The sequence below is a fragment of the Oceanobacillus sp. FSL W7-1293 genome (genome assembly GCF_037969815.1).
Classification (GTDB): domain Bacteria; phylum Bacillota; class Bacilli; order Bacillales; family Amphibacillaceae; genus Oceanobacillus; species Oceanobacillus oncorhynchi.
The window spans coordinates 3279582-3302285 of the sequence record NZ_CP150212.1 but is presented as its reverse complement, the minus strand read 5'-3'; the positions used below and the strand labels follow the sequence as shown (position 1 = coordinate 3302285).

Annotated in this window: 17 protein-coding genes; 14 read left to right on the top strand and 3 right to left on the bottom strand. The window is 39.9% G+C overall.

Annotated features, from left to right (window positions below):
• Positions 1-70 precede the first annotated feature (70 nt).
• Positions 71-1015 (top strand): bifunctional oligoribonuclease/PAP phosphatase NrnA, encoded by a 945-nt coding sequence (locus MKY65_RS16195; protein WP_339178551.1) that lies wholly within the window; start codon positions 71-73, stop codon positions 1013-1015.
• Between the two features lie 140 nt (positions 1016-1155).
• On the opposite strand, the gene ytrI is transcribed toward MKY65_RS16195, so the two are convergent.
• Positions 1156-1659, bottom strand: coding sequence for a sporulation membrane protein YtrI (gene ytrI / locus MKY65_RS16190; protein WP_339178548.1), 504 nt, complete (start codon positions 1657-1659; stop codon positions 1156-1158).
• A complete protein-coding gene (locus MKY65_RS16185; RefSeq protein WP_077600988.1) occupies positions 1659-1991 on the bottom strand; it encodes a YtrH family sporulation protein in 333 nt (110 codons plus the stop codon). Before MKY65_RS16185 ends, ytrI begins: the two co-directional genes overlap by 1 nt.
• 236 nt (positions 1992-2227) lie before the next feature.
• Here MKY65_RS16185 and dnaE point away from each other — a divergent pair, with 236 nt between their 5' ends.
• From dnaE to MKY65_RS16150, 7 genes are all read left to right on the top strand, one after another.
• A complete protein-coding gene (dnaE, locus tag MKY65_RS16180; protein WP_339178542.1) occupies positions 2228-5545 on the top strand; it encodes a DNA polymerase III subunit alpha in 3318 nt (1105 codons plus the stop codon).
• A 294-nt stretch (positions 5546-5839) separates the two neighbouring features.
• Positions 5840-7078: a malic enzyme-like NAD(P)-binding protein gene (locus tag MKY65_RS16175; protein WP_339178540.1), complete on the top strand. Its 1239-nt coding sequence runs from the start codon at positions 5840-5842 to the stop codon at positions 7076-7078.
• 661 nt (positions 7079-7739) lie between these two features.
• Positions 7740-8594 carry an acetyl-CoA carboxylase, carboxyltransferase subunit beta gene (gene accD / locus MKY65_RS16170; protein ID WP_339178537.1) on the top strand — a complete coding sequence of 285 codons (855 nt, stop codon included), beginning with the start codon at positions 7740-7742 and terminating at the stop codon, positions 8592-8594.
• Positions 8595-8600: 6 nt separating this feature from the next.
• A complete protein-coding gene (accA, locus tag MKY65_RS16165) occupies positions 8601-9557 on the top strand; it encodes an acetyl-CoA carboxylase carboxyl transferase subunit alpha (RefSeq protein ID WP_339178534.1) in 957 nt (318 codons plus the stop codon).
• Positions 9558-9899: 342 nt separating this feature from the next.
• Entirely contained in the window at positions 9900-10859 is a 960-nt protein-coding gene (gene pfkA / locus MKY65_RS16160) for a 6-phosphofructokinase (RefSeq protein WP_339178531.1), read from the top strand.
• Positions 10860-10895: 36 nt separating this feature from the next.
• A complete protein-coding gene (pyk, locus tag MKY65_RS16155) occupies positions 10896-12656 on the top strand; it encodes a pyruvate kinase (protein WP_339178529.1) in 1761 nt (586 codons plus the stop codon).
• A gap of 93 nt (positions 12657-12749) precedes the next feature.
• Positions 12750-13145, top strand: coding sequence for an FxsA family protein (locus tag MKY65_RS16150; RefSeq protein WP_339178528.1), 396 nt, complete (start codon positions 12750-12752; stop codon positions 13143-13145).
• Positions 13146-13230: 85 nt separating this feature from the next.
• Here MKY65_RS16150 and ytvI read toward each other — a convergent pair whose 3' ends face one another.
• Positions 13231-14340, bottom strand: coding sequence for a sporulation integral membrane protein YtvI (ytvI, locus tag MKY65_RS16145; protein WP_339178526.1), 1110 nt, complete (start codon positions 14338-14340; stop codon positions 13231-13233).
• A 492-nt stretch (positions 14341-14832) separates the two neighbouring features.
• Here ytvI and citZ point away from each other — a divergent pair, with 492 nt between their 5' ends.
• The 6 genes from citZ (at position 14833) to MKY65_RS16115 (ending at position 22665) form a co-directional block, all read left to right on the top strand.
• A complete protein-coding gene (gene citZ / locus MKY65_RS16140) occupies positions 14833-15954 on the top strand; it encodes a citrate synthase (protein ID WP_339178524.1) in 1122 nt (373 codons plus the stop codon).
• Positions 15955-16008: 54 nt separating this feature from the next.
• Positions 16009-17283, top strand: coding sequence for an NADP-dependent isocitrate dehydrogenase (icd, locus tag MKY65_RS16135; RefSeq protein ID WP_042535339.1), 1275 nt, complete (start codon positions 16009-16011; stop codon positions 17281-17283).
• 153 nt (positions 17284-17436) lie between these two features.
• A complete protein-coding gene (gene mdh, locus MKY65_RS16130) occupies positions 17437-18375 on the top strand; it encodes a malate dehydrogenase (protein ID WP_339178522.1) in 939 nt (312 codons plus the stop codon).
• Positions 18376-18990: 615 nt separating this feature from the next.
• Complete coding sequence (locus MKY65_RS16125) at positions 18991-20403, top strand: hypothetical protein (RefSeq protein ID WP_339178520.1); 1413 nt, start codon at positions 18991-18993, stop codon at positions 20401-20403.
• A 195-nt stretch (positions 20404-20598) separates the two neighbouring features.
• On the top strand, positions 20599-22332 hold the full coding sequence (locus MKY65_RS16120; protein WP_339178519.1) for a carbon starvation protein A: 1734 nt from the start codon (positions 20599-20601) through the stop codon (positions 22330-22332).
• A gap of 72 nt (positions 22333-22404) precedes the next feature.
• Positions 22405-22665 (top strand): cory-CC-star protein, encoded by a 261-nt coding sequence (locus tag MKY65_RS16115; protein ID WP_042535332.1) that lies wholly within the window; start codon positions 22405-22407, stop codon positions 22663-22665.
• Positions 22666-22704: the final 39 nt, after the last annotated feature.

Genomic DNA, 22704 nt, shown 5'->3' with positions numbered 1-22704 from the left:
TTGTACCGTTTTTTTATCAATTAATCTAGGAAAAATCATAACTATATCATCAACAAAAAGGGAGATTGTCATGGAAATTACAAAAATTATTGAAGCGATTGAAGCAAGCGAGAGAATCATTATACATCGGCATGTCCGCCCTGATCCGGATGCAATTGGATCTCAGATGGGGTTAAAAGCATTGATTAGACATTCCTTTCCGGAGAAAGAAGTCTACGCTGCAGGAGAAGATATCCCGTCCCTGACTTTTTTAGCGCAGATGGATGATGTATCAGACGAGCTTTATCAGGGAAGCTTAGTCATTGTCTGTGATACAGCAAACCAGCCGCGGATTGATGATGATCGTTATAATAAAGGAAAACAGCTGATAAAAATCGATCATCATCCGGTCACAGATTCTTATGGAAATATCGAATGGGTGTCTACCGATGCCAGTTCTACTTCTGAGATGATTGTTGGTCTTGCATTGGAAGCGCGTCCCCGGGGCTGGAATTTAAATAATGAAGCAGCCCGTCTCTTATATGCAGGAATCGTTGGAGACACAGGAAGATTTAAATTTCCGAGTACAACTGTGAAAACATTTCAATATGCCGGCGAATTAGTTCGTTATGATTTTGACCGGACAGCTATATATGATGGGTTATACGAGGCGGAGGAAAAAGTATTGCGGTTAAGCGGCCACATTTTACAGCATTTTAAAATGTCTGAGAATGGGCTGTGTGTCATTAAATTAACTGCTGAATTATTGAAAGCATTTGATGTTACTGTGGAGGAATCAAACCAGCTTGTCCAGACGGTAGCGGATGTCAAAGGAATCAAAGCATGGGTATTTTTTATTGAAGAGCCTGACCAAATTCGGGTGCGTATCCGTTCGAAAGGAATTGTAATTAATCAAATTGCTAAGAAATATAACGGCGGGGGACATCCATTGGCCTCTGGTGCAACTGTATATACCTGGGAGGAAGCAAATCATTTAGCAGATGATTTAGAAAAAGTGTGCAAGGAAGAAGTTTAAAACAAATGTAATTACTGAAATTGGCGAGATATGAAAACAAAGCTAAGGCTGTTATGCGAGAGGCAAGATAAAAATAATCTGCCTGCGTTATAACAGCCTTAGTGATTTAAAGTGGATAATGAAACAGATCATACATAATATCATCTTACGGAATCAGGCAGGACCACAACTCTTAATTCTGAACCAAAAGCAATTTGTCGGACGCTGAATTGGTAGCTCATCCCATCAAGAGTGAAGGCTTTATTTTCAATCGTTGCGATTAAAAGCTTATCTGAACGTGATACAAGCTCTACTTCCTCTCCGATGACGTGGTTGATTTCTTCGCGAATCAAAGACCGAAGCTGATCCTGCATTAATAAATCGATACGCATCGATTCCGGGTCTTCTATCTCAATGTCGATTCTTGAGATGGTGAGCGGCTGTTTGGTCTGCTCGCTTAAATCTTCTTTATCTTTCAGCAATGTTTGGTTTGTCTGCTCTAGCTCAGTCACTTCGTTTGTTAGTTCCATATTTTCTTTTAACATTTCTTCGTACATGGTTCCGTACATATAGGTGAAGACCATATAGGAAATAATGCTGCCGAAAAAGAAACCGACAAAAATGAGCTGCCAGCTTGTTTTTTTATGATAATGCGGGATGTGCATCAGGGAACATCTCCTTGTGAAAACCATTGAATAATAATCAGACCAACCTTTACTCCGCCCATTGCAGATAGAATCAACAGAATCTGTTTTACTAGATCCATTGGGGTGCCGTCGAATAACCCTCTTTCAAAGTTGGCAATTGCGTCAAAGGTGCCGCCGATTGCAGCGACAATCCCCCATATTCTTAAGCGTTCTGCGATTCGATTCATAGAGGTCAGGGCAGCATCTCCGGTGGCGAAATCACCAATGCTTCCAATAATCGATCCTCCGATGATGACTCCCAGTGCAATAAAAAAACAATGAATAAATGCTGCAAAAAATCTTTCCTCCATACTGTGACACTCCTCGCATGATAGCTTGTCTGCTAATTGGTAATCCTTATGATTGGAGGTTGCTATATTCTAGCTTATGAATGAAACAGACAAGTTATGAAAACTAAAAGGATAGGCACATATGTACTATCTTGTTATAATAGATATAGAAATGCGTGTTCAAGAAGCAGGAAGACATTCGATTTTTTCATTTTAAGGAGCTTTTTGAACATCCTCTAGAAAGAAGGCAGGGTAGAATGACGTACACACATATATCGGTGAAAAGCGGCTATAGTTTAATGGAGAGCACCATTTCTATACCAAAGCTTGTTCAAAAAGCAAAATATTTTCAGTATCAAAGCCTATGTTTAACAGATGAGGCTGTTCTTTATGGTGCTGTTTCATTCTATAAAGCTTGTATGGACCAGGGGATTAAGCCGATTATTGGCATGCGGATTTCTGTTCAAATGGAAGATAATGAACAAGGAAGGCCATGTATCGTTCTTGCTAAAAACAAGACAGGCTATCAGCAGCTGCTGCAGTTAAGCACCTATCTGCAAACAAATCAGCTGGATAAGCTGCCAGTCGAACAGCTTGCGGAATATACAGATGGCGTCATTGGTGTAATCTCTGGAAGAGCATTCCTGAGGACGGATAATGATTCCATAGAAACAGATCAGCAGCTGCTTTCTCAACAGCTTCAAAAGATAGAAACGTACTTTGAAGAAGGCGATTTTTATGTCGGAATTGATTCAGAGTTACATCAGCTGCAAGTATGGAAAGAGGCAGACTTCGCTTATGTTGCGATGCAGGATGTACTGTATTTAGACGAACAGGATGTATTCGCTTATGATTGCCTGCAATCCATGCGCTACGGGGAGACATGGGCTCCGAAACGAAAGGAACAGCTGCCTGAAGGTCATCATTTTACTTCTCCGGAGGAAATGAAGCAATTATTTCATACTTGGCCGGAGCTGCTGGATAAGACTGAAGAAATCGCAGAAAAATGTACTGCTTATTTACATTTTGATGAGCAGCATCTGCCTTCCTTCCCTACACCGGATCAGATATCCGCGGATAGCTATTTGCGGGAGCGCTGTGAAGAGGGCTTGCAGGAGCGTTATCCGGTCGTTACAGAAGATCATCGAAAACGGATGGAATATGAGCTGAATACGATTATCAACATGAACTACAGTGATTATTTTTTAATTGTTGCCGATTTTATTCAATTTGCAAAAGATAATCATATCATGGTCGGACCGGGAAGGGGGTCATCAGCTGGTTCCATTGTAGCTTATATTTTAGGAATCACAGAAGTGGATCCATTAAAATATAATCTTCTGTTCGAACGTTTTTTAAATCCGGAACGGCTGACCATGCCGGATATTGATGTAGACTTTTCTGATATCCGCCGTGATGAAGTAATTGATTATGTAAGAGATAAATATGGAAGGGAGCATGTTGCACAGATTATTACTTTTGGCACCTTTGCGACGCGCTCGATTCTTCGTGAGCTGATGAAGACAATGGAGGTCCATGATCAGGATGTTGCTTATATTTTGCGGGAAATGAAGCGGGCATCTTCGAAAAGTATTCAACGGCTGCTGCAGGATTCAACGGAATTAGCATCCTATGTAAAGGCCTCTGAAAAATTAAAGGTTTTATTCACCATCGCAATTAAATTAGAAGGCTTGCCAAGAAACGTGTCTACTCATGCTGCGGGCGTTGTGATTAGTGAGCAGCCTTTAATGAGAGATGTTCCATTGACAAGCGGCACAGGGGAAACGTACTTGACGCAATATGCAATGAACGAATTGGAAGCCGCAGGTCTGTTGAAAATGGATTTTCTGGGGCTCCGAAATCTTTCGTTAATAGAGAGAGTTATGAAAGGTGTGGCATATACCCAAAACAAAGGAGAAATATTGCCCCATATTCCAGAACAGGATGAAAAAACGTTTGCTATGCTGCGAAAAGGAGAAACCAGCGGTGTTTTTCAATTAGAATCAACAGGAATGCAGCGTGTTCTCAAAGAGCTGCAGCCATCCTCGTTTGAAGATATTGTGGCGGTTAATGCACTTTATCGTCCAGGCCCGATGGATTTTATCCCTGTGTATATCCGGCGTAAATTTAAGCAAGAAGCTGTAACCTATCCGCATCCAGATTTAGAACCGATTTTAAAATCAACCTATGGTGTTCTGATTTATCAGGAGCAGATCATGCAGATTGCGCACCGTATTGCCGGCTTCAGCCTTGGCGAGGCGGATATTTTAAGAAGAGCGGTAAGCAAGAAGAAAGAAAACGTGATGCAGCAGCAGGAGGCGGACTTTATCAAAGGATGCTTAAAGAATGGCTACACTCAGGCTGTGGCTGCGGAAATTTTCAGCTGGATTGTCCGCTTTTCCAACTATGGATTTCCAAGAAGCCATGCTGTCGCCTATAGTAAAATATCCTATCAGCTCAGTTATCTGAAAGCACATTATCCAGAAGTATTTTTTTCATGCCTGCTAACGGATGCTAAAAATCAGCCCGAAAAGCTGTCTATGTACCAGGAATCGTTAAAAGAGCTTGCAATTAAGATACTCCCGCCGCATATTAATAGAAGCTATCAGCAATTTACAGTGGAGAAAAACATGATACGTACCGGGTTAGCTGCTATTAAGTCTATCAGTTATCAAGCGTTGGTTCATATTTTAGAAATCCGGAAAGAGGCTCCTTTCACCAGCTTTTTTGATTTTTGTATGCGAATCGATATAAAAAAAGTAAATCGGGCTGCTATTAAAAATCTGATTTTAGCTGGTGCATTTGATACGTTTCATCCCAATCGGGCAAGCTTGATTGAAACGATTAATCCAGCGCTGGAACAAAAGGAATTGTTCCAGGGAATGTATGAAGATGTCTCCTTATTTCAGGATGCGCTGGAATATACAGAAGCGGAAGACTACTCCAAAATACAGAAGCTCACTTTTGAGAAAGAGTTGATGGGCATCTATATCTCAAATCATCCATTTGAAAGTTACCGGAATGTATTAAGAGCGAATGGAATACTTTCTTTCAAACAGGCAGAGCAGTTCACCGGGAAGCGAAAAGAAATCTATACTGTCGGAGTTATAGAAGAGATAAAGATTATCCGCACAAAAAACAGAGAAAGAATGGCATTTTTAACTGTGTCGGACGAAGATAAAAAGATAGATGCTGTTCTTTTTCCGGATTTATTTCGGCAAATTTCGAATCAGCTGGAAGAAGAACAGCTGGTTTGGATGCGTGTTACGGTCGAAGAGAGAAATCAGAAGCGCCAGTTTGTTTTAAAGGAAATAGCAGCACTGGATTTGTCTGAAGTGGGTATACCAGAAACGAATAAATTATTTATACGAATGACAAACCAAGATAAAAGCAGTGTTTTGAAATATTTGCAGCAAGTAGCTGAACAGCATCCGGGGAAGACACCGGTAATCGTATATGATCCTGTAAACAGAGAAACCTACCAGCTTGCAAACAGCTATTCCCTTCAAGTGACAGAGAAAGAAATGAGACAGCTGAAAAATTATTTTGGAAATGATAATGTGGTTGAGCGCTGATTTTATCCGCTAAAGGAAAACAATCGAAATATATTTTGAAAATAGAGGAGAAGCCGAATTTTTTACCAGAAACCGGCTTCTTCTTTATTATATATTTTAAAGAGGGGGAAAGCAGCAATTTTTCATGTGTTTCAAGTGATAATGACACAATATAAAAAACTGAAATTTTACGACAGCAGCTACTTTACACAAGCTTACCATCTGTTATAATAAAGGGGATAAAAATGGCTTGACCTAATATGTAAGCGCAATAATTATACATATTACTTACTGTATTCAAAGGAGCGGAATTCAATGGCAAACCTACGAGACGAAGCGTTACATTTACACGAACAAAAGCAAGGGAAGCTGGAAGTGAAGGCCAAGGTGCCGGTAAAGAATAAAGAGGATTTAAGCTTGGCTTATTCTCCTGGTGTAGCAGAGCCTTGTAAAGAAATCTATGAACGAAAAGAAACCGTCTATGATTATACGATGAAAGGAAACATGGTTGCGGTCGTAAGCGACGGTTCTGCCGTTTTAGGACTTGGTAACATTGGTGCAGAAGCTTCTTTACCTGTGATGGAAGGAAAAGCAGTATTATTCAAAGGATTTGCAGGCGTGGATGCTTTTCCAATCTGCTTGGATACACAAGATGTCGATAAAATTGTAGAGACTGTTAAATTGATGGAGCCGACCTTTGGCGGGGTGAATTTGGAAGATATTGCAGCACCTAACTGCTTTATTATAGAAGATCGGTTAAAAAGTGAAACCAATATTCCCATTTTTCATGATGACCAGCATGGCACGGCAATTGTTACAGTGGCAGGCCTGATGAATGCTTTAAAACTGGTAAATAAAGATTTTTCTAATATCAAAGTCGTAGCAAATGGAGCCGGTGCAGCTGGGATCGCAATTATCCGCCTCTTGAAGAGTCTGGGCGTTCATGACATGATTATGTGCGATTCTCGCGGTGCAATTTATGAAGGACGTCCTAAAGGGATGAACAACGTAAAAGAAATGGTTGCCAAATATACCAATGCGCAAAAGATAGAAGGAAGTCTGGAAGATGTATTAGAAGGTGCAGATGTATTTATCGGTGTTTCAGTAGGTGGCGCTTTAACAAAAGAAATGGTTGAAAAAATGAATGAAGATGCAATTATTTTTGCAATGGCGAACCCGGATCCGGAAATCCTGCCTGAGGAGGCAAAAGCAGCTGGAGCAAAAGTAATCGGCACCGGCCGCTCCGACTTTGCGAACCAAGTTAATAATGTGCTTGCTTTTCCAGGGATATTCCGGGGAGCTTTGGATGTCAGAGCAACGCGTATTAATGAAGAAATGAAAATAGCTGCTGCAGAGGGGATTGCTTCTTTAATAGAAGACAGAGAGTTGAATGAAGACTATGTAATTCCTTCTCCTTTTGACGGGCGAGTTGCTCCGCTTGTAGCTAAGCACGTGGCGGAAGCAGCAATGAAATCCGGAGTTGCCCGCATCCAGGTAGATCCGGAAGAAGTAGCAGAGAAGACAAGACGTCTGACAAAGGAAATCAATAAATAATTTGACACTGTAAATATCCCCTGAGACATTTTTATTTTTATTCAAAGTGTTTTAGGGGTATTTTATGTGAAAAAATAAAAACTTAAAATGAGATATTAGCTATCCTGTCTAAATTAAATTATTTTTTAATCTGTTTGTTGAATCATCCGGAAGAAGGCTTGAAATAAGGTTATCAGAAAGCTTTTATCTCCGTTTATTTAATATATAATGATGCATTTATAATGACAATCTGATTGCGCGACTTGCAATCAGGTGGTAATCTATTTGTTGGGTTTCTATTTGATTTCTGTAAAAGAACGATTAAGTATGTGTTCAAAAGTTGCCAAAGGTTTATAATGGGACGAGTGATTACAAATGTTTTCAATGAGGCGGCCGCAGAGAAAAAAGCGAACTTTTTTACCTGCGTTTAGGGGATTGCGATTACTCACCTCGCCATAACTCGTCCGAAGCGGTCGCATTAACCTGAAAAATATACCAGCTTCATTTTTTTATCATCCGTTTTAAAACGCACTACTATAACTTGGGAAAATAGTTTACAATGGTAAGATAGGAAAAACGTTCTTACCTGAAAGCTCTATTTGAATGCTGGTTAATAGATGCAATTTATTTATTATATATTTTATATACAATTAACCTGGCAGCAGAAAAAGGGGGGATAAACTTGCCACTTAAAGATTTTTTCGGCAAGCGTAAGAAGTATGCATCAATCCCGAGCGAGAAAGCAAAAGTAGATGTTCCAGAGGGGTTAATGCAGAAGTGTGATAATTGTAAGCAAATCTATTATCGAAAAGAGATAGTTAAGTCTTTATATGTTTGTCCAAATTGCGGATATCACCATCCGATGACAGCATGGACAAGAATTGAGAGTTTATTTGACGAAGGAACATTTACAGAATGGGATGCGGGCTTGACCTCTGCTAACCCGCTTGATTTTCCTGATTATGAGACGAAGATTAAGAAGGATCGTCAAAAAACAGGTCTGAACGAAGGAATTGTTACTGGAACAGGTGCAATTGATGGAAATCAGGTTGCATTTGCTGTCATGGATTCCAATTTTCGTATGGGAAGTATGGGCTCTGCCATAGGTGAAAAAATAACTAGAGCGATTGAAAATGCCAGAAAAGAGTCGATTCCTTTCATTATATTTACAGCATCTGGCGGAGCTCGTATGCAAGAAGGGCTTTTAAGCTTAATGCAGATGGCAAAAACATCCTTTGCTGTGAAACGATTTAGAGACAGCGGCAATTTAATGATCTCCGTGATGACTCATCCGACTACTGGCGGTGTATCTGCAAGCTTTGCATCTATTGGAGATTATAATTTTGCAGAACCGGGGGCGCTTATTGGTTTTGCCGGGCGGAGAATTATTGAACAGACAATCCGGGAAAAGCTTCCAAATGATTTTCAAACAGCTGAATTTCAATTAGAGCATGGCCAAGTAGACAAGGTTATTCACCGTCATGATATGAAAACAACGCTTGGAAAGCTTCTTTGTATGCACACGGATGGGAGGTAATCAAAAATGGCGCCAATATTAGAATTTGAAAAGCCGATTGTGAATTTGAAAGAAAAGATTAAGGAACTGAAATCTTTTACAGAGAATAGTGATATTGATTTAAGAGATGAAATCAATAATCTGGAAGAACGTTTAGCAAAGCTGGAAGAGGATATTTATGGCAACCTGAAACCATGGAATCGTGTGCAGATGGCCAGACATCCTGAACGGCCGACTACGCTGGACTATGTCGATAGATTATTTGAAGATTTTATTGAATTTCATGGAGACCGCTTATTTGGTGAGGATGAAGCAATCGTTTCTGGAATTGCTTATTATAAAAAGCAGCCGGTGACAGTGATCGGACACCAGCGGGGGAAAGATACGAAAGAAAATATTAAACGTAATTTTGGCATGCCGCATCCGGAAGGTTACAGAAAAGCCTTACGCCATATGAAGCAGGCCGAAAAATTTAACCGCCCTATTATTACCTTTATCGATACGAAAGGGGCATACCCTGGAAAAGCTGCGGAAGAAAGAGGACAAAGTGAAGCTATCGCCAAAAATTTAATGGAGATGGCCGGTTTAACGGTTCCCATTGTGTGTATTGTGATAGGAGAAGGCGGCAGCGGAGGCGCGCTGGGTATCGGTGTTGGAAATCATGTGCATATGCTGGAGAATGCTACATATTCTGTTATTTCTCCGGAAGGTGCAGCTGCGATTCTATGGAAAGATGCAGGAGAAGCACAGCGTGCCGCTGAAACGATGCAGATTACAGCTCCAGATTTAAAAAAATTAGGTGTTATTGATGAAATGATTCCTGAACCAAAAGGCGGCGCCCATCGAGATATTGATACACAAGCCGGTCTTATTGATCAAGTACTAGAAAAATCACTGAACGAGCTGAAAGCATTGTCACCAGAGGATATAGTTGAAGAAAGATGGCAAAAATATAAAAAGATAGGTTCATTTCAAACGATATAATTGTTTATAAAGGCTGAGAATGAATGTCAGCCTTTATTTTAGTTTGGATTATAATGAAAGAATCATGTAAAATAGAGAATGTAGTGGACGAAAGATAAGAAACCAAGCCTTTAATGATTTTGGTTTATCATTGCAGTCTCAGATGATTTTCTTTATCTTTTATTTATGTAAGGATATGTTCAGGTGTTTTAAAAATGTAATAGAGGGAATTGGACAAACTAGTACAACAGAGCGGAGCTGGCTTGTTGTTTGGGAAACAGGCAGTATGTTAGAAACCAGCACTTGAATATATTTAAAATAAGTTGGACATTGCAATATTTTAACTATAAGGTGGGAAAATAAATGAAAAAAATTGGTGTTTTGACTAGTGGTGGAGATGCTCCCGGCATGAATGCTGCAATCAGAGCAGTTGTGAGAAAAGCAATCTATCATGACATGGAAGTGTTTGGAGTCAAAAATGGCTATCAGGGTTTAATGGATGGTAATTTTGAAAAAATGCATCTTGGTTCTGTAGGTGATATTATTCATCGCGGCGGGACGATTTTATTTTCAGCTAGAAGTGAAGAATTTAAAACCGATGAAGGTCAGCAAAAAGCAGTCGAACAACTGAAGAAAGCTGGAATTGAAGGGTTAATCGTAATTGGCGGCGACGGCAGTTTTAAAGGAGCACAAAAACTGACTGCAAAGGGAATTCCTTGTATCGGTGTACCGGGAACAATTGATAATGATATTGCAGGAACGGATTTCACAATTGGTTTTGATACATCTCTTAATACAATCATAGACGCTGTGGATAAGGTTCGTGATACGGCTACTTCCCATGAGCGTACATACGTCATAGAAGTAATGGGCCGCAATGCAGGAGATTTAGCATTATGGGCTGGCTTATCCGTTGGAGCTGAAAGTATCCTTATCCCTGAACAAAACGATGAATTCTCTCAAATCGTTGACCGGTTAAACCGCGGGCATAAACGCGGGAAAAAGCACAGTATTATCCTGCTTGCAGAAGGCGTCGGCAATGGGTTTGATGTAGGGAAACAAATTGAAGAGACTACTGACCTGGAAACAAGGGTAACTGTATTAGGACATATTCAAAGAGGCGGTTCTCCAACTGGCCAAGACAGGGTATTAGCAAGCCGTCTGGGTGCTGCGGCTGTAGAATTGCTCTTAAATAATAAAGGCGGTCGTATGGTCGGGATTCAAAACAATAAAATTGTCGATAATGATATTGATGACATTTTAAAATTGAAGCATCATATTGATAATGAAATGTTCCAGTTATCTAAAGAATTGTCTATTTAAAGAAAGATTGGTATTGAATTGAAGGAGGAAATAATAATGAGAAATACAAAAATTGTTTGTACGATAGGGCCGGCATCAGAATCGGTTGAAAAATTAGAGCAGTTAATCGATGCAGGAATGAATGTAGCCAGATTAAACTTCTCCCATGGAGACTTTGACGAGCATGGTGCACGAATCAAAAATATTCGTGAAGCAGCTGCCCGGAAAAATAAAACGGTAGCGATTCTTCTGGATACAAAAGGTCCTGAGATTCGCACAGGTAATTTTAAAGAAGGAAGAGCAGATATTGTTCAAGGGAATGAAGTAATTGTTTCCATGAATGATGTAGAAGGTACTGCAGAGCGATTCTCCATTACGTATGATGGATTAATCAATGATGTTCATGCAGGATCTAAGATCCTTCTTGATGATGGTTTGATTGAATTAGAAGTAAAAGAAATCAAGCAAGAAAGCGGAGAAATTGTAACGGTAGCGTTGAACTCTGGAGAAATCAAAAACAAAAAAGGAGTTAACGTTCCGAACGTATCTGTTAATCTTCCAGGAATTACAGAAAAGGATACCAATGATATCATTTTTGGAGTGGAGCAAGGTGTAGACTTTATTGCAGCATCCTTTGTACGCCGTCCTTCAGATGTATTGGAAATCAAAGAAGTACTGGAGCAGCATCAGGCAGAGCATATTAAAATTATCCCTAAAATTGAAAACCAGGAAGGCGTAGACAATATTAACAGCATTCTGGAAGTAAGTGACGGTTTAATGGTTGCCCGTGGAGACTTAGGTGTCGAAATACCTGCAGAAGATGTGCCCCTAGTTCAGAAAAAACTTATTACGCAATGTAATACAGCTGGAAAACCAGTTATTACAGCGACACAAATGTTAGATTCCATGCAGCGCAATCCTCGTCCGACCCGCGCAGAGGCTTCTGACGTTGCAAATGCTATTTTTGATGGTACAGACGCTATCATGCTTTCTGGTGAAACAGCAGCTGGAAATTATCCGGTGGAATCTGTTCAAACCATGAGTAATATTGCATTAAAAGCAGAATCTGCATTAAATCATAAAGTAATTTTAGAAGAACGTTCTAAAAATGTAGATATGGAGATCAGAGAAGCGATTACGCAATCTGTTTCTCATACGGCATATAACTTAGGTATCGGCACAATTATTACACCGACAGAAAGCGGCTCGACAGCCCGCATGGTTTCTAAATATCGTCCGAAAGCAACGATTATTGCTGTAACCGTGGATGAAGTCGTAAATCGTCAGCTTTCTCTTGTGTGGGGTGTTCATGCAGTAATGGGAACTCCGACAAAATCTACAGATGAAATGCTGGAAGTATCTGTAAAACAAGGGCTTGAAGCGGGCGTATGTAAACGTGGAGAAACAGTCCTTGTTGTTGCAGGAGTACCAGCCGGAGAAAAAGGTACAACAAATCTGATGAAAGTTCATGTCATTGGAGACGTAGTTGCAAAAGGACAAGGTATCGGCAGAAGTAAAGCATACGGACATGTTGTCTTTGCTAAAAACAATGAAGAAGCATTGACCCGTATGAATGAGGGAGATATCCTTGTAACACATGCTACGGAAAAAGAAATGATGCCGGCAATTGAAAAAGCTGCTGCCGTTATCACAGAAGAAGGCGGTTTGACTTCGCATGCTGCCGTAGTTGGTGTCAGCCTTGGAATCCCTGTTATTGTAGGTGTAGAAAATGTCTTTGATCTGTTGGAAGACGGTCAGGATATTACAGTAGACAGCAGCCGCGGACAAGTTTACGCAGGTCACGCAGGTGTATTATAATAGGAAAGCAAGCAGACAGAACCTCCGATTGTATTCGGAGGTTCTGTTTATACATTCCAAAAGTATAGCTGCACGATAGAAAGGATGTTAACAATGAGAAATAAATACCTTCTTCTGGCATTTATCATTATCCCGGCAATCGAAATTGGAGTATTTCTATGGCTAAGCCAGCTTATAGGTGTGCTATGGGTAGTCGGATTAATTATTGCAACAGCTATATTAGGGATTTTTCTGGCCAGATATCAGGGAATGGAAGTATTCAGACGTGCGCAGCTGCAATTACAAAGAGGGGCCCCTCCGACAGAAGAACTTCTTGATGGCCTGGCAACCATGCTTGGAGCATTCCTTTTGATTATCCCGGGCTTTGTTTTAGATATTGCAGGATTACTATTATTAATACCCTGGACAAGAAATCAATTTAAAAATCAGCTTAAGAAAATCGCTATGCAGTTAATGGGGAGAAATACAATTATTTATCGCCGCTGGTAGAGAGTTCAAAAGGGGTCCAAACGATAAGCGCTTTTCTCTTTTTGCTTCTAATTTAGCCCCCTTTTTGAACACAGTTTACCAGGAATCACCCTTTAATATAAAAAAATAATTGCTGAAACACCCCAGATTTTTTGATAGCGAGCATTACAACTAAACTGACCGGGGCAAAGATTAATCCCAGAACACCAAACCATTGGACGCCTAAAAACATCCCGATCAGCATCATTAAAGGCGAGATGCCAATGGAAGTTGCCACGATTTTAGGCTCTATAAACTGTCTGATAATAATAATCAGGCCGTACAGCACAGATAAACCAATTGTTAAGGGATAATTAAAGGTTAAAAAGCTAAACAGAATCCAAGGTATTATAATAATGCCAATCCCTAAATAAGGAATAAAGTCTGCGATTGCAGCAAACAATACAATGGTAAATGCATGCTCCACACGAAGGATGAGCATACCAATCCACAAAATAACCGCAGAAATGCAAACCAGTATTACCTGTGCTTTAAAGTAACCAATCACAGCTTCTTTTAAATGAGAGACTATTTTTTGATAAAGCGTGTACCAATTAGAAGGCATCATGTCATGGATGTGGTTTTGAATATTTTGGAAGTCATAGCTGATCATAAAAGTTGCCAGTATAATAAAAACAAGAACAGTAAAAGAATTTGGCAGGATGATTAGAAAATTTGCGGTCTGCTGCATCAGTATTTGAAAGAAATGAGTAAAAGCAGACGTCATCGAATCTGTGAAGGAATCAATATACTCATAGACTTCCAAACGATAATCAACATGCAGCGTCGTCAGCAGAGAAAGCAATTTATCGTATAATGGCAGGATGTGCATATCTAATAACTGCTGAAACTGTTCCATTATATGCCGGAAATAAGCAGGAAGCCTGTCCGATAAATAGCTGACACCTTGATAAACTTCGCTTATTAAAAAGTATAGAGCAATCGTGAATAAACTGAGAAAAAGACTGAATGTGCTGATTAAAGCAAGCAGCCTAGGCATTTTAAGTGTGTTTACAAACCATCTGATCAGCGGCTGGAAGAGTAAAGAAAGCAGGAACGCTATCAGAATAGGGTAGATATAAGGAAATAATATATAGAATAGAAAAAGACTGCTGCATAAAGTGCTGATAACAATAAAGGAACGGATAAGTTGTCCAAGGATTTTTGATTGCATCATATTTCCTCCAGAAAAAAGACCTAATTTAATCTATGATATAAAGCGGCAAAGTAGAAGTAATAAGGTATTTGCATCATGGATAATTAGTAAAACGCCAGCAGGAAAAGGAGGAATCTAACAGTTATTTAACATAATTTAAACGGTTTCAATTCACATTCTGCTTTTTATCATTTATAATGAAAGATGGGCAGATAATAAATATTGCTATAATCAAGCTGAAGGGTACAAATTGAAAGATAAAGTATTTCTGTGTTTGTTTAAAAGTAGAATAATAAATTCATTGATACGTAATGGTTAAAAGACTTTGGTGCCACGTTTAAATTGTCCGCGAAGCGCGCGTTCCATCACCTGAATGATACGAAGTGAATGTATGGTAATTGCTCAATTTTATTCCTACATAGATTTAAACAATCAAAAAAGTTTGTCACCCTTGTATTATTTTATTTGAAATGAATATCTAATACTTTGATTAACTGGAAAGGGAGAGGTAATATGTCAACATCAAAAAAAGGATTAGAAAATATTGTCGCAACACAATCAGCAATTAGTTCGATCATAGATGATCAATTATCCTATGTGGGTTATAAAATTGATGATTTAGCTGAAAATTCCAGCTTCGAAGAAATTATTTATTTACTTTGGAATCAAAAGCTGCCGACTCAATCAGAATTAGATGCGTTAAAGACTGATTTAGCAAAGAATATGAGCATTTCAGATGCTATTGTTAATCATTTGCGTTCCTATGATTTGAACAGTGTGCATCCAATGGCAGCTCTTCGGACAGCGGTTTCATTGTTGGGGATTTACGATGAAGAAGCTGATGTCATGGACGAAGAAGCAAATAAAAGAAAAGCTGTTCGTATCCAGGCAAAAATCGCTGCTGTTGTAGCTGCGTTTGCAAGGATTCGTGACGGAAAAGACCCGGTTCAGCCAAAAGAAAACCTAAGCTATTCTGCCAATTTCTTATATATGCTGAACGGAAAAGAGCCGGAAGATATTGAAGTGGAAGCAATCAATAAAGCACTCGTGCTCCATGCTGATCATGAATTAAATGCATCTACGTTTACAGCACGGGTTTGTGTAGCAACCCTTTCAGATATTTACTCTGGACTTGTAGCAGCGATTGGAGCCCTAAAGGGACCATTGCACGGCGGTGCAAATGAAAATGTAATGAAGATGCTTCTGGAAATCGGCGAAGAAGAAAATGCTATTCCTTATATTAAGGAGAAGCTGGAAAACAAAGAAAAAATTATGGGCATGGGCCACCGTGTGTATCGTGATGGAGATCCGAGAGCTAAATTCTTGAGAGATATGTCCAAACAGCTTACCAAACTGACAGGTCAGGAAAAATGGTATAATATGTCCATTGCTATTGAAGATTATGTGAAAGAGCATAAAGGACTTCCTGCAAATGTCGATTTTTACAGTGCATCGGTTTATCACAGCCTGGGAATTGAAGAGGATTTATTTACACCAATTTTCGCAGTAAGCAGAACTTCCGGCTGGATAGCGCATATTTTAGAGCAGTATGCAGACAACCGGTTAATTCGTCCGCGTGCTGAATATAATGGCCCGGATTTACAAGAATATGTATCTATTGAACAAAGAGGATAATATCGTTAAAATGTAGTAGAATAGATTAGGAATCATTAATAGGAGGTTTTATCTATGACACAAGGTGAAAAAATTGTAGTAGAAAATGGCGAAATGAATGTACCAAACAAACCAATTATTCCATTTATTGAAGGGGACGGAACTGGTCCAGACATTTGGGCTGCTGCTCGCCGAGTAATCGAAGCGTCTGTTGAAAAAGCTTACAATGGAGAAAAAGGAATTGATTGGTTAGAAGTATATGCCGGCCAAAAAGCATTTGATAAAACAGGTGAATGGCTGCCGCAGGATACGTTAGATAAAATCAATGAATATAAAATTGCAATCAAAGGACCTTTAACTACACCAATCGGCGGCGGGATTCGCTCTCTTAACGTTGCTTTGCGCCAGGAATTAGATTTATTTACCTGCCTGCGTCCAGTACGTTACTTTGAAGGTGTTCCATCTCCGGTAAAACGCCCGGAAGATGTAGACATGGTTATTTTCCGTGAAAATACAGAAGATATTTATGCGGGTATTGAGTGGCAGGAAGGCACTGACGATGTGAAGAAAGTGCTTGACTTCCTGAAAAATGAAATGGACGTAAAAAATGTACGTTTCCCTGAAACTTCAGGTATCGGTGTGAAACCAGTATCGGAAGAAGGAACAAAACGTATTGTCCGTGCAGCAATTAACTATGCATTAACCGAAGGACGCAAAAATGTTACTTTAGTACATAAAGGTAACATTATGAAATTTACTGAAGGAGCTTTCAAAAACTGGGGTTATGAAGTTGCTGAGCAGGAATTCGGTGATAAAGTGTTCACTTGGGCTGAATATGACCGCATTGTAGAAGCAGAAGGCAAAGAAGCTGCGAATAAAGCAGAAGAAGATGCATTAGCTGCTGGTAAACTTCTAGTAAAAGATTCGATTGCAGATATCTTCTTACAACAAATCCTTACTCGTCCAAAAGAGTTTGATGTTGTTGCAACAATGAACTTAAACGGTGACTACATTTCCGATGCACTTGCTGCACAAGTAGGCGGTATCGGTATTGCTCCGGGAGCAAACATCAACTATGATACAGGACATGCTATTTTTGAAGCAACGCATGGTACTGCACCAAAATACGCAGGTTTAGATAAAGTAAATCCATCTTCTGTTATTTTATCTGCTGTATTAATGCTAGAGCATTTAGAGTGGAGAGAAGCAGCTGATTTGATTACAAAATCAATGGATAAAACAATTGGTTCTAAAGTTGTAACTTATGACTTTGCCCGTCTAATGGATGGCGCAACTGAAGTGAAATGCTCTGAGTTTGCTGATGAACTGATCAAGAATATGGAAGCATAAGCACCAAAATAAAAAAGTGTAAATATAGGAAGGGCAGTATAACTGACCTGACCTAAACAAAAGAAAATGTTTGTGGTAACGGGAAGTATCGGTGCTGCAAGCATTTTCTTTAAATACATGTATCTTAAATGCGATCAGGGGAGGGAAATAACAATGAGTTCTGCAAGAAAAAAGATTTCCGTTATTGGTTCTGGCTTTACGGGAGCAACGACAGCATTAATGGTTGCACAAAAGGAATTAGGTGATGTTGTTCTTGTTGATATCCCGGATATGGAGAATCCGACAAAGGGTAAAGCGCTGGATATGGCAGAAGCAGCACCGGTTCAAGGTTTTGATGCAAAAGTGACGGGCACGTCTGATTATGCAGAAACAAAGGATTCTGACTTAGTTATCATCACTGCAGGAATTGCACGGAAACCGGGAATGTCCAGAGATGATCTGGTTAATACAAATGCCAAAATAATGAATACGATTACAAAGGAAATCGTTACGTATTCAGCGGATGCAACGATTATTGTGCTGACCAATCCGGTAGATGCGATGACTTACAGTGTGTATAAAGCTTCCGGGCTTCCTAAAGAACGTGTTATCGGACAATCCGGAGTGCTGGACACAGCCCGTTTTAGAGCCTTTGTAGCGGAAGAATTGAATATTTCCGTGAAAGATATTACCGGTTTTGTTTTAGGCGGCCACGGTGATGACATGGTCCCGCTTATTCGTTATTCTTATGCAGGCGGTATCCCGCTTGAAAAGCTGATTTCGAAAGATCGGTTACAAGAGATTGTACAAAGAACCCGGACTGGCGGCGGTGAAATTGTAAATCTGTTAGGAAACGGAAGTGCTTACTATGCGCCGGCTGCTTCTTTAACCGTAATGGCAGAAGCAATATTAAAGGACCAGCGCCGGGTATTACCATCCATTGCTTATTTAGAAGGAGAATACGGCTATGATGGTATTTACTTAGGTGTACCGACTGTTCTTGGCGGCAAAGGGATTGAAGAAGTGATTGAGCTGGATTTAACAGAGGAAGAAAAGCAGCAATTAGATAAATCAGCTGAATCTGTAAAGAAAGTAATCGACATTTTAAAATAATTTTTTGATAAAAGTGTAATGGTTTAAATATGCCATTGCACTTTTTTGTCCGAGGCCTTCACCTGGGACTGCGATTACCAATGTTGTTAGGTTAGTGAATTTTATTAATTTTGATACAGATAGTAATAAAACCTATCTATATAAATTGAAATTAATAGCTACCGCTACAACGGGTTTCATGGGGTTGCGATTACTCACCCCACCATAACCCGTCGCAGCGGTCGCATTAACCTGACAACATTGCTGCGATTACTCGTCCCATCGAAAACATTTGTACGTCAGAAAGCGGAGTGGTTGGTTGCAGGAGCTATGCACCATCACCAATTCCAAAAAGGCCGGATATTGCAAGTATGATAATGAAGAACATGTTCATCTTGGAATAGCAAGATTTATTTGCTTATTCTTAGGTGCGAAAGTTGAGTTAATGAATAAGAATGTTTTTAAAAATAGCTGAAAACAGCCGCTCCGGCAAGAACACCAAGTTTTAGAGACAAAGTGATCATCTTGGTTTTTATTATGAGCTAAAATGCCTTTTCCGTCCGTTATTATTTTGTACCCGCTCCCTTCATTATTGCATAGGCTACTATACATAATGAAGGAGAGGATCTGAATGAAATGAGTTTAACTATCCCGCATTTACTGTATGGATTTTTTACTTTGCTTATTTTAATAACAATGATTTTCCGGAGAGGGATTGTTCTTCCCAGCCTATTAGGAACATTTGTTATTGCCTGCTTTTATAAAGGAAGTATAGTCAGCGGATTTATGGCTATTTTTAACGCTAATTTAGTCGCGGCGCGTGAGCTTTTTAGTATCTTTTTGATTATTACTTTTATGCTTGCGCTATTAAATGCCTTAAAAGATTTGAAAGCGGATATACTGATGATTCAGCCAATTCAAAAGGTCATGGTCAATGGACATTTATCTTACTTTGTTTTAATCGCTGTGACGTATGTAGTTTCTTTATTTTTCTGGCCGACGCCAGCTGTCCCGCTTATTTGTGCTTTACTCGTCCCGGCAGCGATACGTTCTGGGCTGCCGGCGATTACAGCGGCAGTTGCTATTACAATAGCAGGCCAGGGGATGGCATTATCCTCTGACTATATTGTTCAGGTTGCACCAGCTCTCTCTGCAGCAGCAGCGGGTGTAGAAACCTCTGCAGTTGCTGATCGGGCACTGGTTTTATCTATTATTACCGGTGTGATTGCTTCTGTATTAGCTTATTTATTTTACAGAAAATCGATTCGTTCAAAAGAAGACCCTAGAAATCAGACAGAAGCAGAACAAATTCAAGATTATGATTCTTCCGGCCATAAGGCAGCTTTGAAGCATTTGAACAAGTGGAGTCGCGCGTTTGCCTGGCTGGTGCCAATTGTTTTATTATCCGTCGTCGGATATATGCTGTACAGTAAATTTTTTGGCTCCAGTGATTTGGTCGGCGGAGAAGGAGCTGCCTTCGTTGGCGGAGTGGCAGTGATTCTATTATTATTGGCTACGGCTGTATTTGGAAAGCAAAATGCGTTAGATTATGTGGGGAATCATATCACCAATGGATTTGTATTTGCCTTTAGGGCAATGGGGCCAGTTATTCCGATTGCAGGATTTTTCTTTTTAGGAAATGCGGAATTTTCACGGGAAATATTACTTGTAGAAGAAGCGCCATCCTTTTTATTCGATATCATTTCATCCATCCAGGCCTTTCTTCCGGAAAGCACGGTGTTTGTTGCTTTTAGCTTATTAATTGTAGGGATTATCACAGGGCTGGACGGATCTGGCTTTTCCGGCTTGCCATTAACGGGAGCATTAGCTGCCTCCTTAGAATCTGCTTCCATCGATGCAAGCACATTAGCAGCAATAGGCCAGCTTGGAGCAATTTGGACTGGCGGAGGGGCATTAATTGCATGGTCATCCCTTATTGCTGTTGCAGGATTTTGTGGTGTTTCAGCAATGGAACTAGTCAGGAAAAACTTTTTTCCGGTCATACTGGGGCTATTTATAGCGACGCTTGCTGCGTTAATCATATTTTAATGGAAGAGAAAATATAATTGTATGGGTTAGGGTTGTTCATTCTGACTCATACAATTTTTTAGCTGTTTTTCAATGGTATTATTTGAAATTTTTTAAATATAATGTGAATATGTTAAGCTTGTGAAAAATCCATAAAGGGGGTTTTTGATAAAAAAGTTAAGCGCTTACAAAAAATAAAAGGAGGGGAAGTTTTACATGAATGCAATTTTAATAGCTCTCATAGGGATTGTTGTATTTATTTTGGGCTATCGGTATTATTCCAAGTTTGTTGCAGAGAAAATATTTCGATTAGACCCGAATTATGTTACTCCGGCGCACCGTTTCAAGGATGGTGTGGACTATGTTCCGACCAATAAATTTGTTTTGTGGGGACATCATTTTACATCTGTAGCAGGTGCTGCCCCTATCCTAGGACCGGCGATTGCTATTTATTGGGGCTGGCTTCCGGCTTTTTTGTGGGTTGTTTTAGGGACCATTTTTGCAGCTGGTGTCCATGATTTTGGCACATTGGCTTTATCTGTCCGAAATAAGGGGTATTCTATTGGAACAATTGCAGATCGCTTAGTCGGGAGAAGGGCAAAGCTATTATTTTTATTCATTATTCTTATTCTCGTATTGATGGTAAATGCGGTGTTTGCATGGGTTATTTCCAATTTATTTATTAGTTATCCTGCGAGTGTATTTCCGGTTTTTATTCAAATTCCGTTAGCTATTTGGATTGGTTATGCAGCATATAAACGGAATGTAAAAATGCTCCTTCCCTCTGTTATTGCATTAGTCATCATGTATGCAGCGGCTATTATGGCAAGCAGAGTCGGTTTTCTTCAAATTGATTTAGTCGGGTATATGGGAGGAGAGAATGGTACCGGTTTATTCGGCCTGGGCTCTGTTTCAACAGCGTTCCTGATATGGATTGTTATTTTGATGGTATATGTATATATTGCGTCTACGCTCCCGGTATGGAAATTACTGCAGCCGAGAGATTTCATTAATTCGCATCAATTAGTTGTCGGACTGGCTATCCTTTATTTGGGATTGCTTTTCACGTCTCCAAGTATGACAGCTCCTGCAGTAAATGAAAGTCCGGATAGAAGCTTTCTTCCGCTCCTGTTTATTACGATTGCTTGCGGTGCTATTTCCGGGTTTCACGGATTAGTATCTTCAGGAACTTCTTCTAAACAGCTGGATAAAGAAACCGATGCGCGTTTTGTAGGTTACTTTGGGGCAGTGGGAGAAGGCATTCTGGCCCTGGTTTCCATCATTGCAGTAGGAACCTTCTTTGCAAATACCGATGCGTTTTCACAAGCCTATACTTCTTTTAATGAAGCGAATGCCATTGGTCTTGGAACGTTTATTGAAGGAGCGGCAACATTAGCGCAGGGACTGGGAATTCCGGCAGATATAGCAACGACAATCGTATCGATTATCGTTGTCAGCTTTGCTGCGACGACATTAGATACCTCGGTACGCTTGATGCGGTACATTATTGCAGAGTTAGGGATTGAATATAAAATCCAGCCATTAACGAAAACACATGTAGCGACAACGATTGCTGTGCTTTCCAGTGCGGCGCTTGTGTTAATACCTGAAGGGCCAAATGGTTTCGGATCAGGCGGCTACCTCATCTGGCCATTATTTGGAACTGCCAATCAATTACTGGCTGCCATTAGTTTATTCTTAATTGCTATTTGGCTAAAACGAAAAGGAAGTAACTATATGGTTGCACTCATCCCGATGATATTCCTGATCTTTATGACCTTGTTTGCGATGTTCCAGCAGGTTGTCTTTGAATGGTCGTGGATGGGAACAGGTTCGAATATGCTATTGTTTGTTCTGGGCTCTATTATCTTTGTGTTTGCAATTTGGATAGCTCTGACCTCCTTTTCAGAACTGATGAAAAAAGTAGAAGATCCGTTAAATAAAGACTGATTTTACTTCCCTGCATATCTTCTTCAAAAGATATGCAGGGAGGTTCAAATTACAGCCGGGAGGGGCGGGAAAATGTTCACAGACAGGTTAAAACAGTTGATACACTATTATGAGGAAGTAATCAGCTTACCGCATAAAACAGAAGTAGCCAGAGAATTAAGAAACGAAGATGATTTTTTCTTGCTGCTTCTATATTCTGAAATGGTAGGAATACCAAACCCCGTTTATTATTATACGTTGGAATTATATCCATATATCATTGAATCCTTTCATGATTGGCATTTGCGAATGGGAATGGATAAATCACCGCTTAATGGGATTCGCTGCTGTTAAAAAATTGGGCGGGCATGCTGGCCATACATTGGAAGGAGG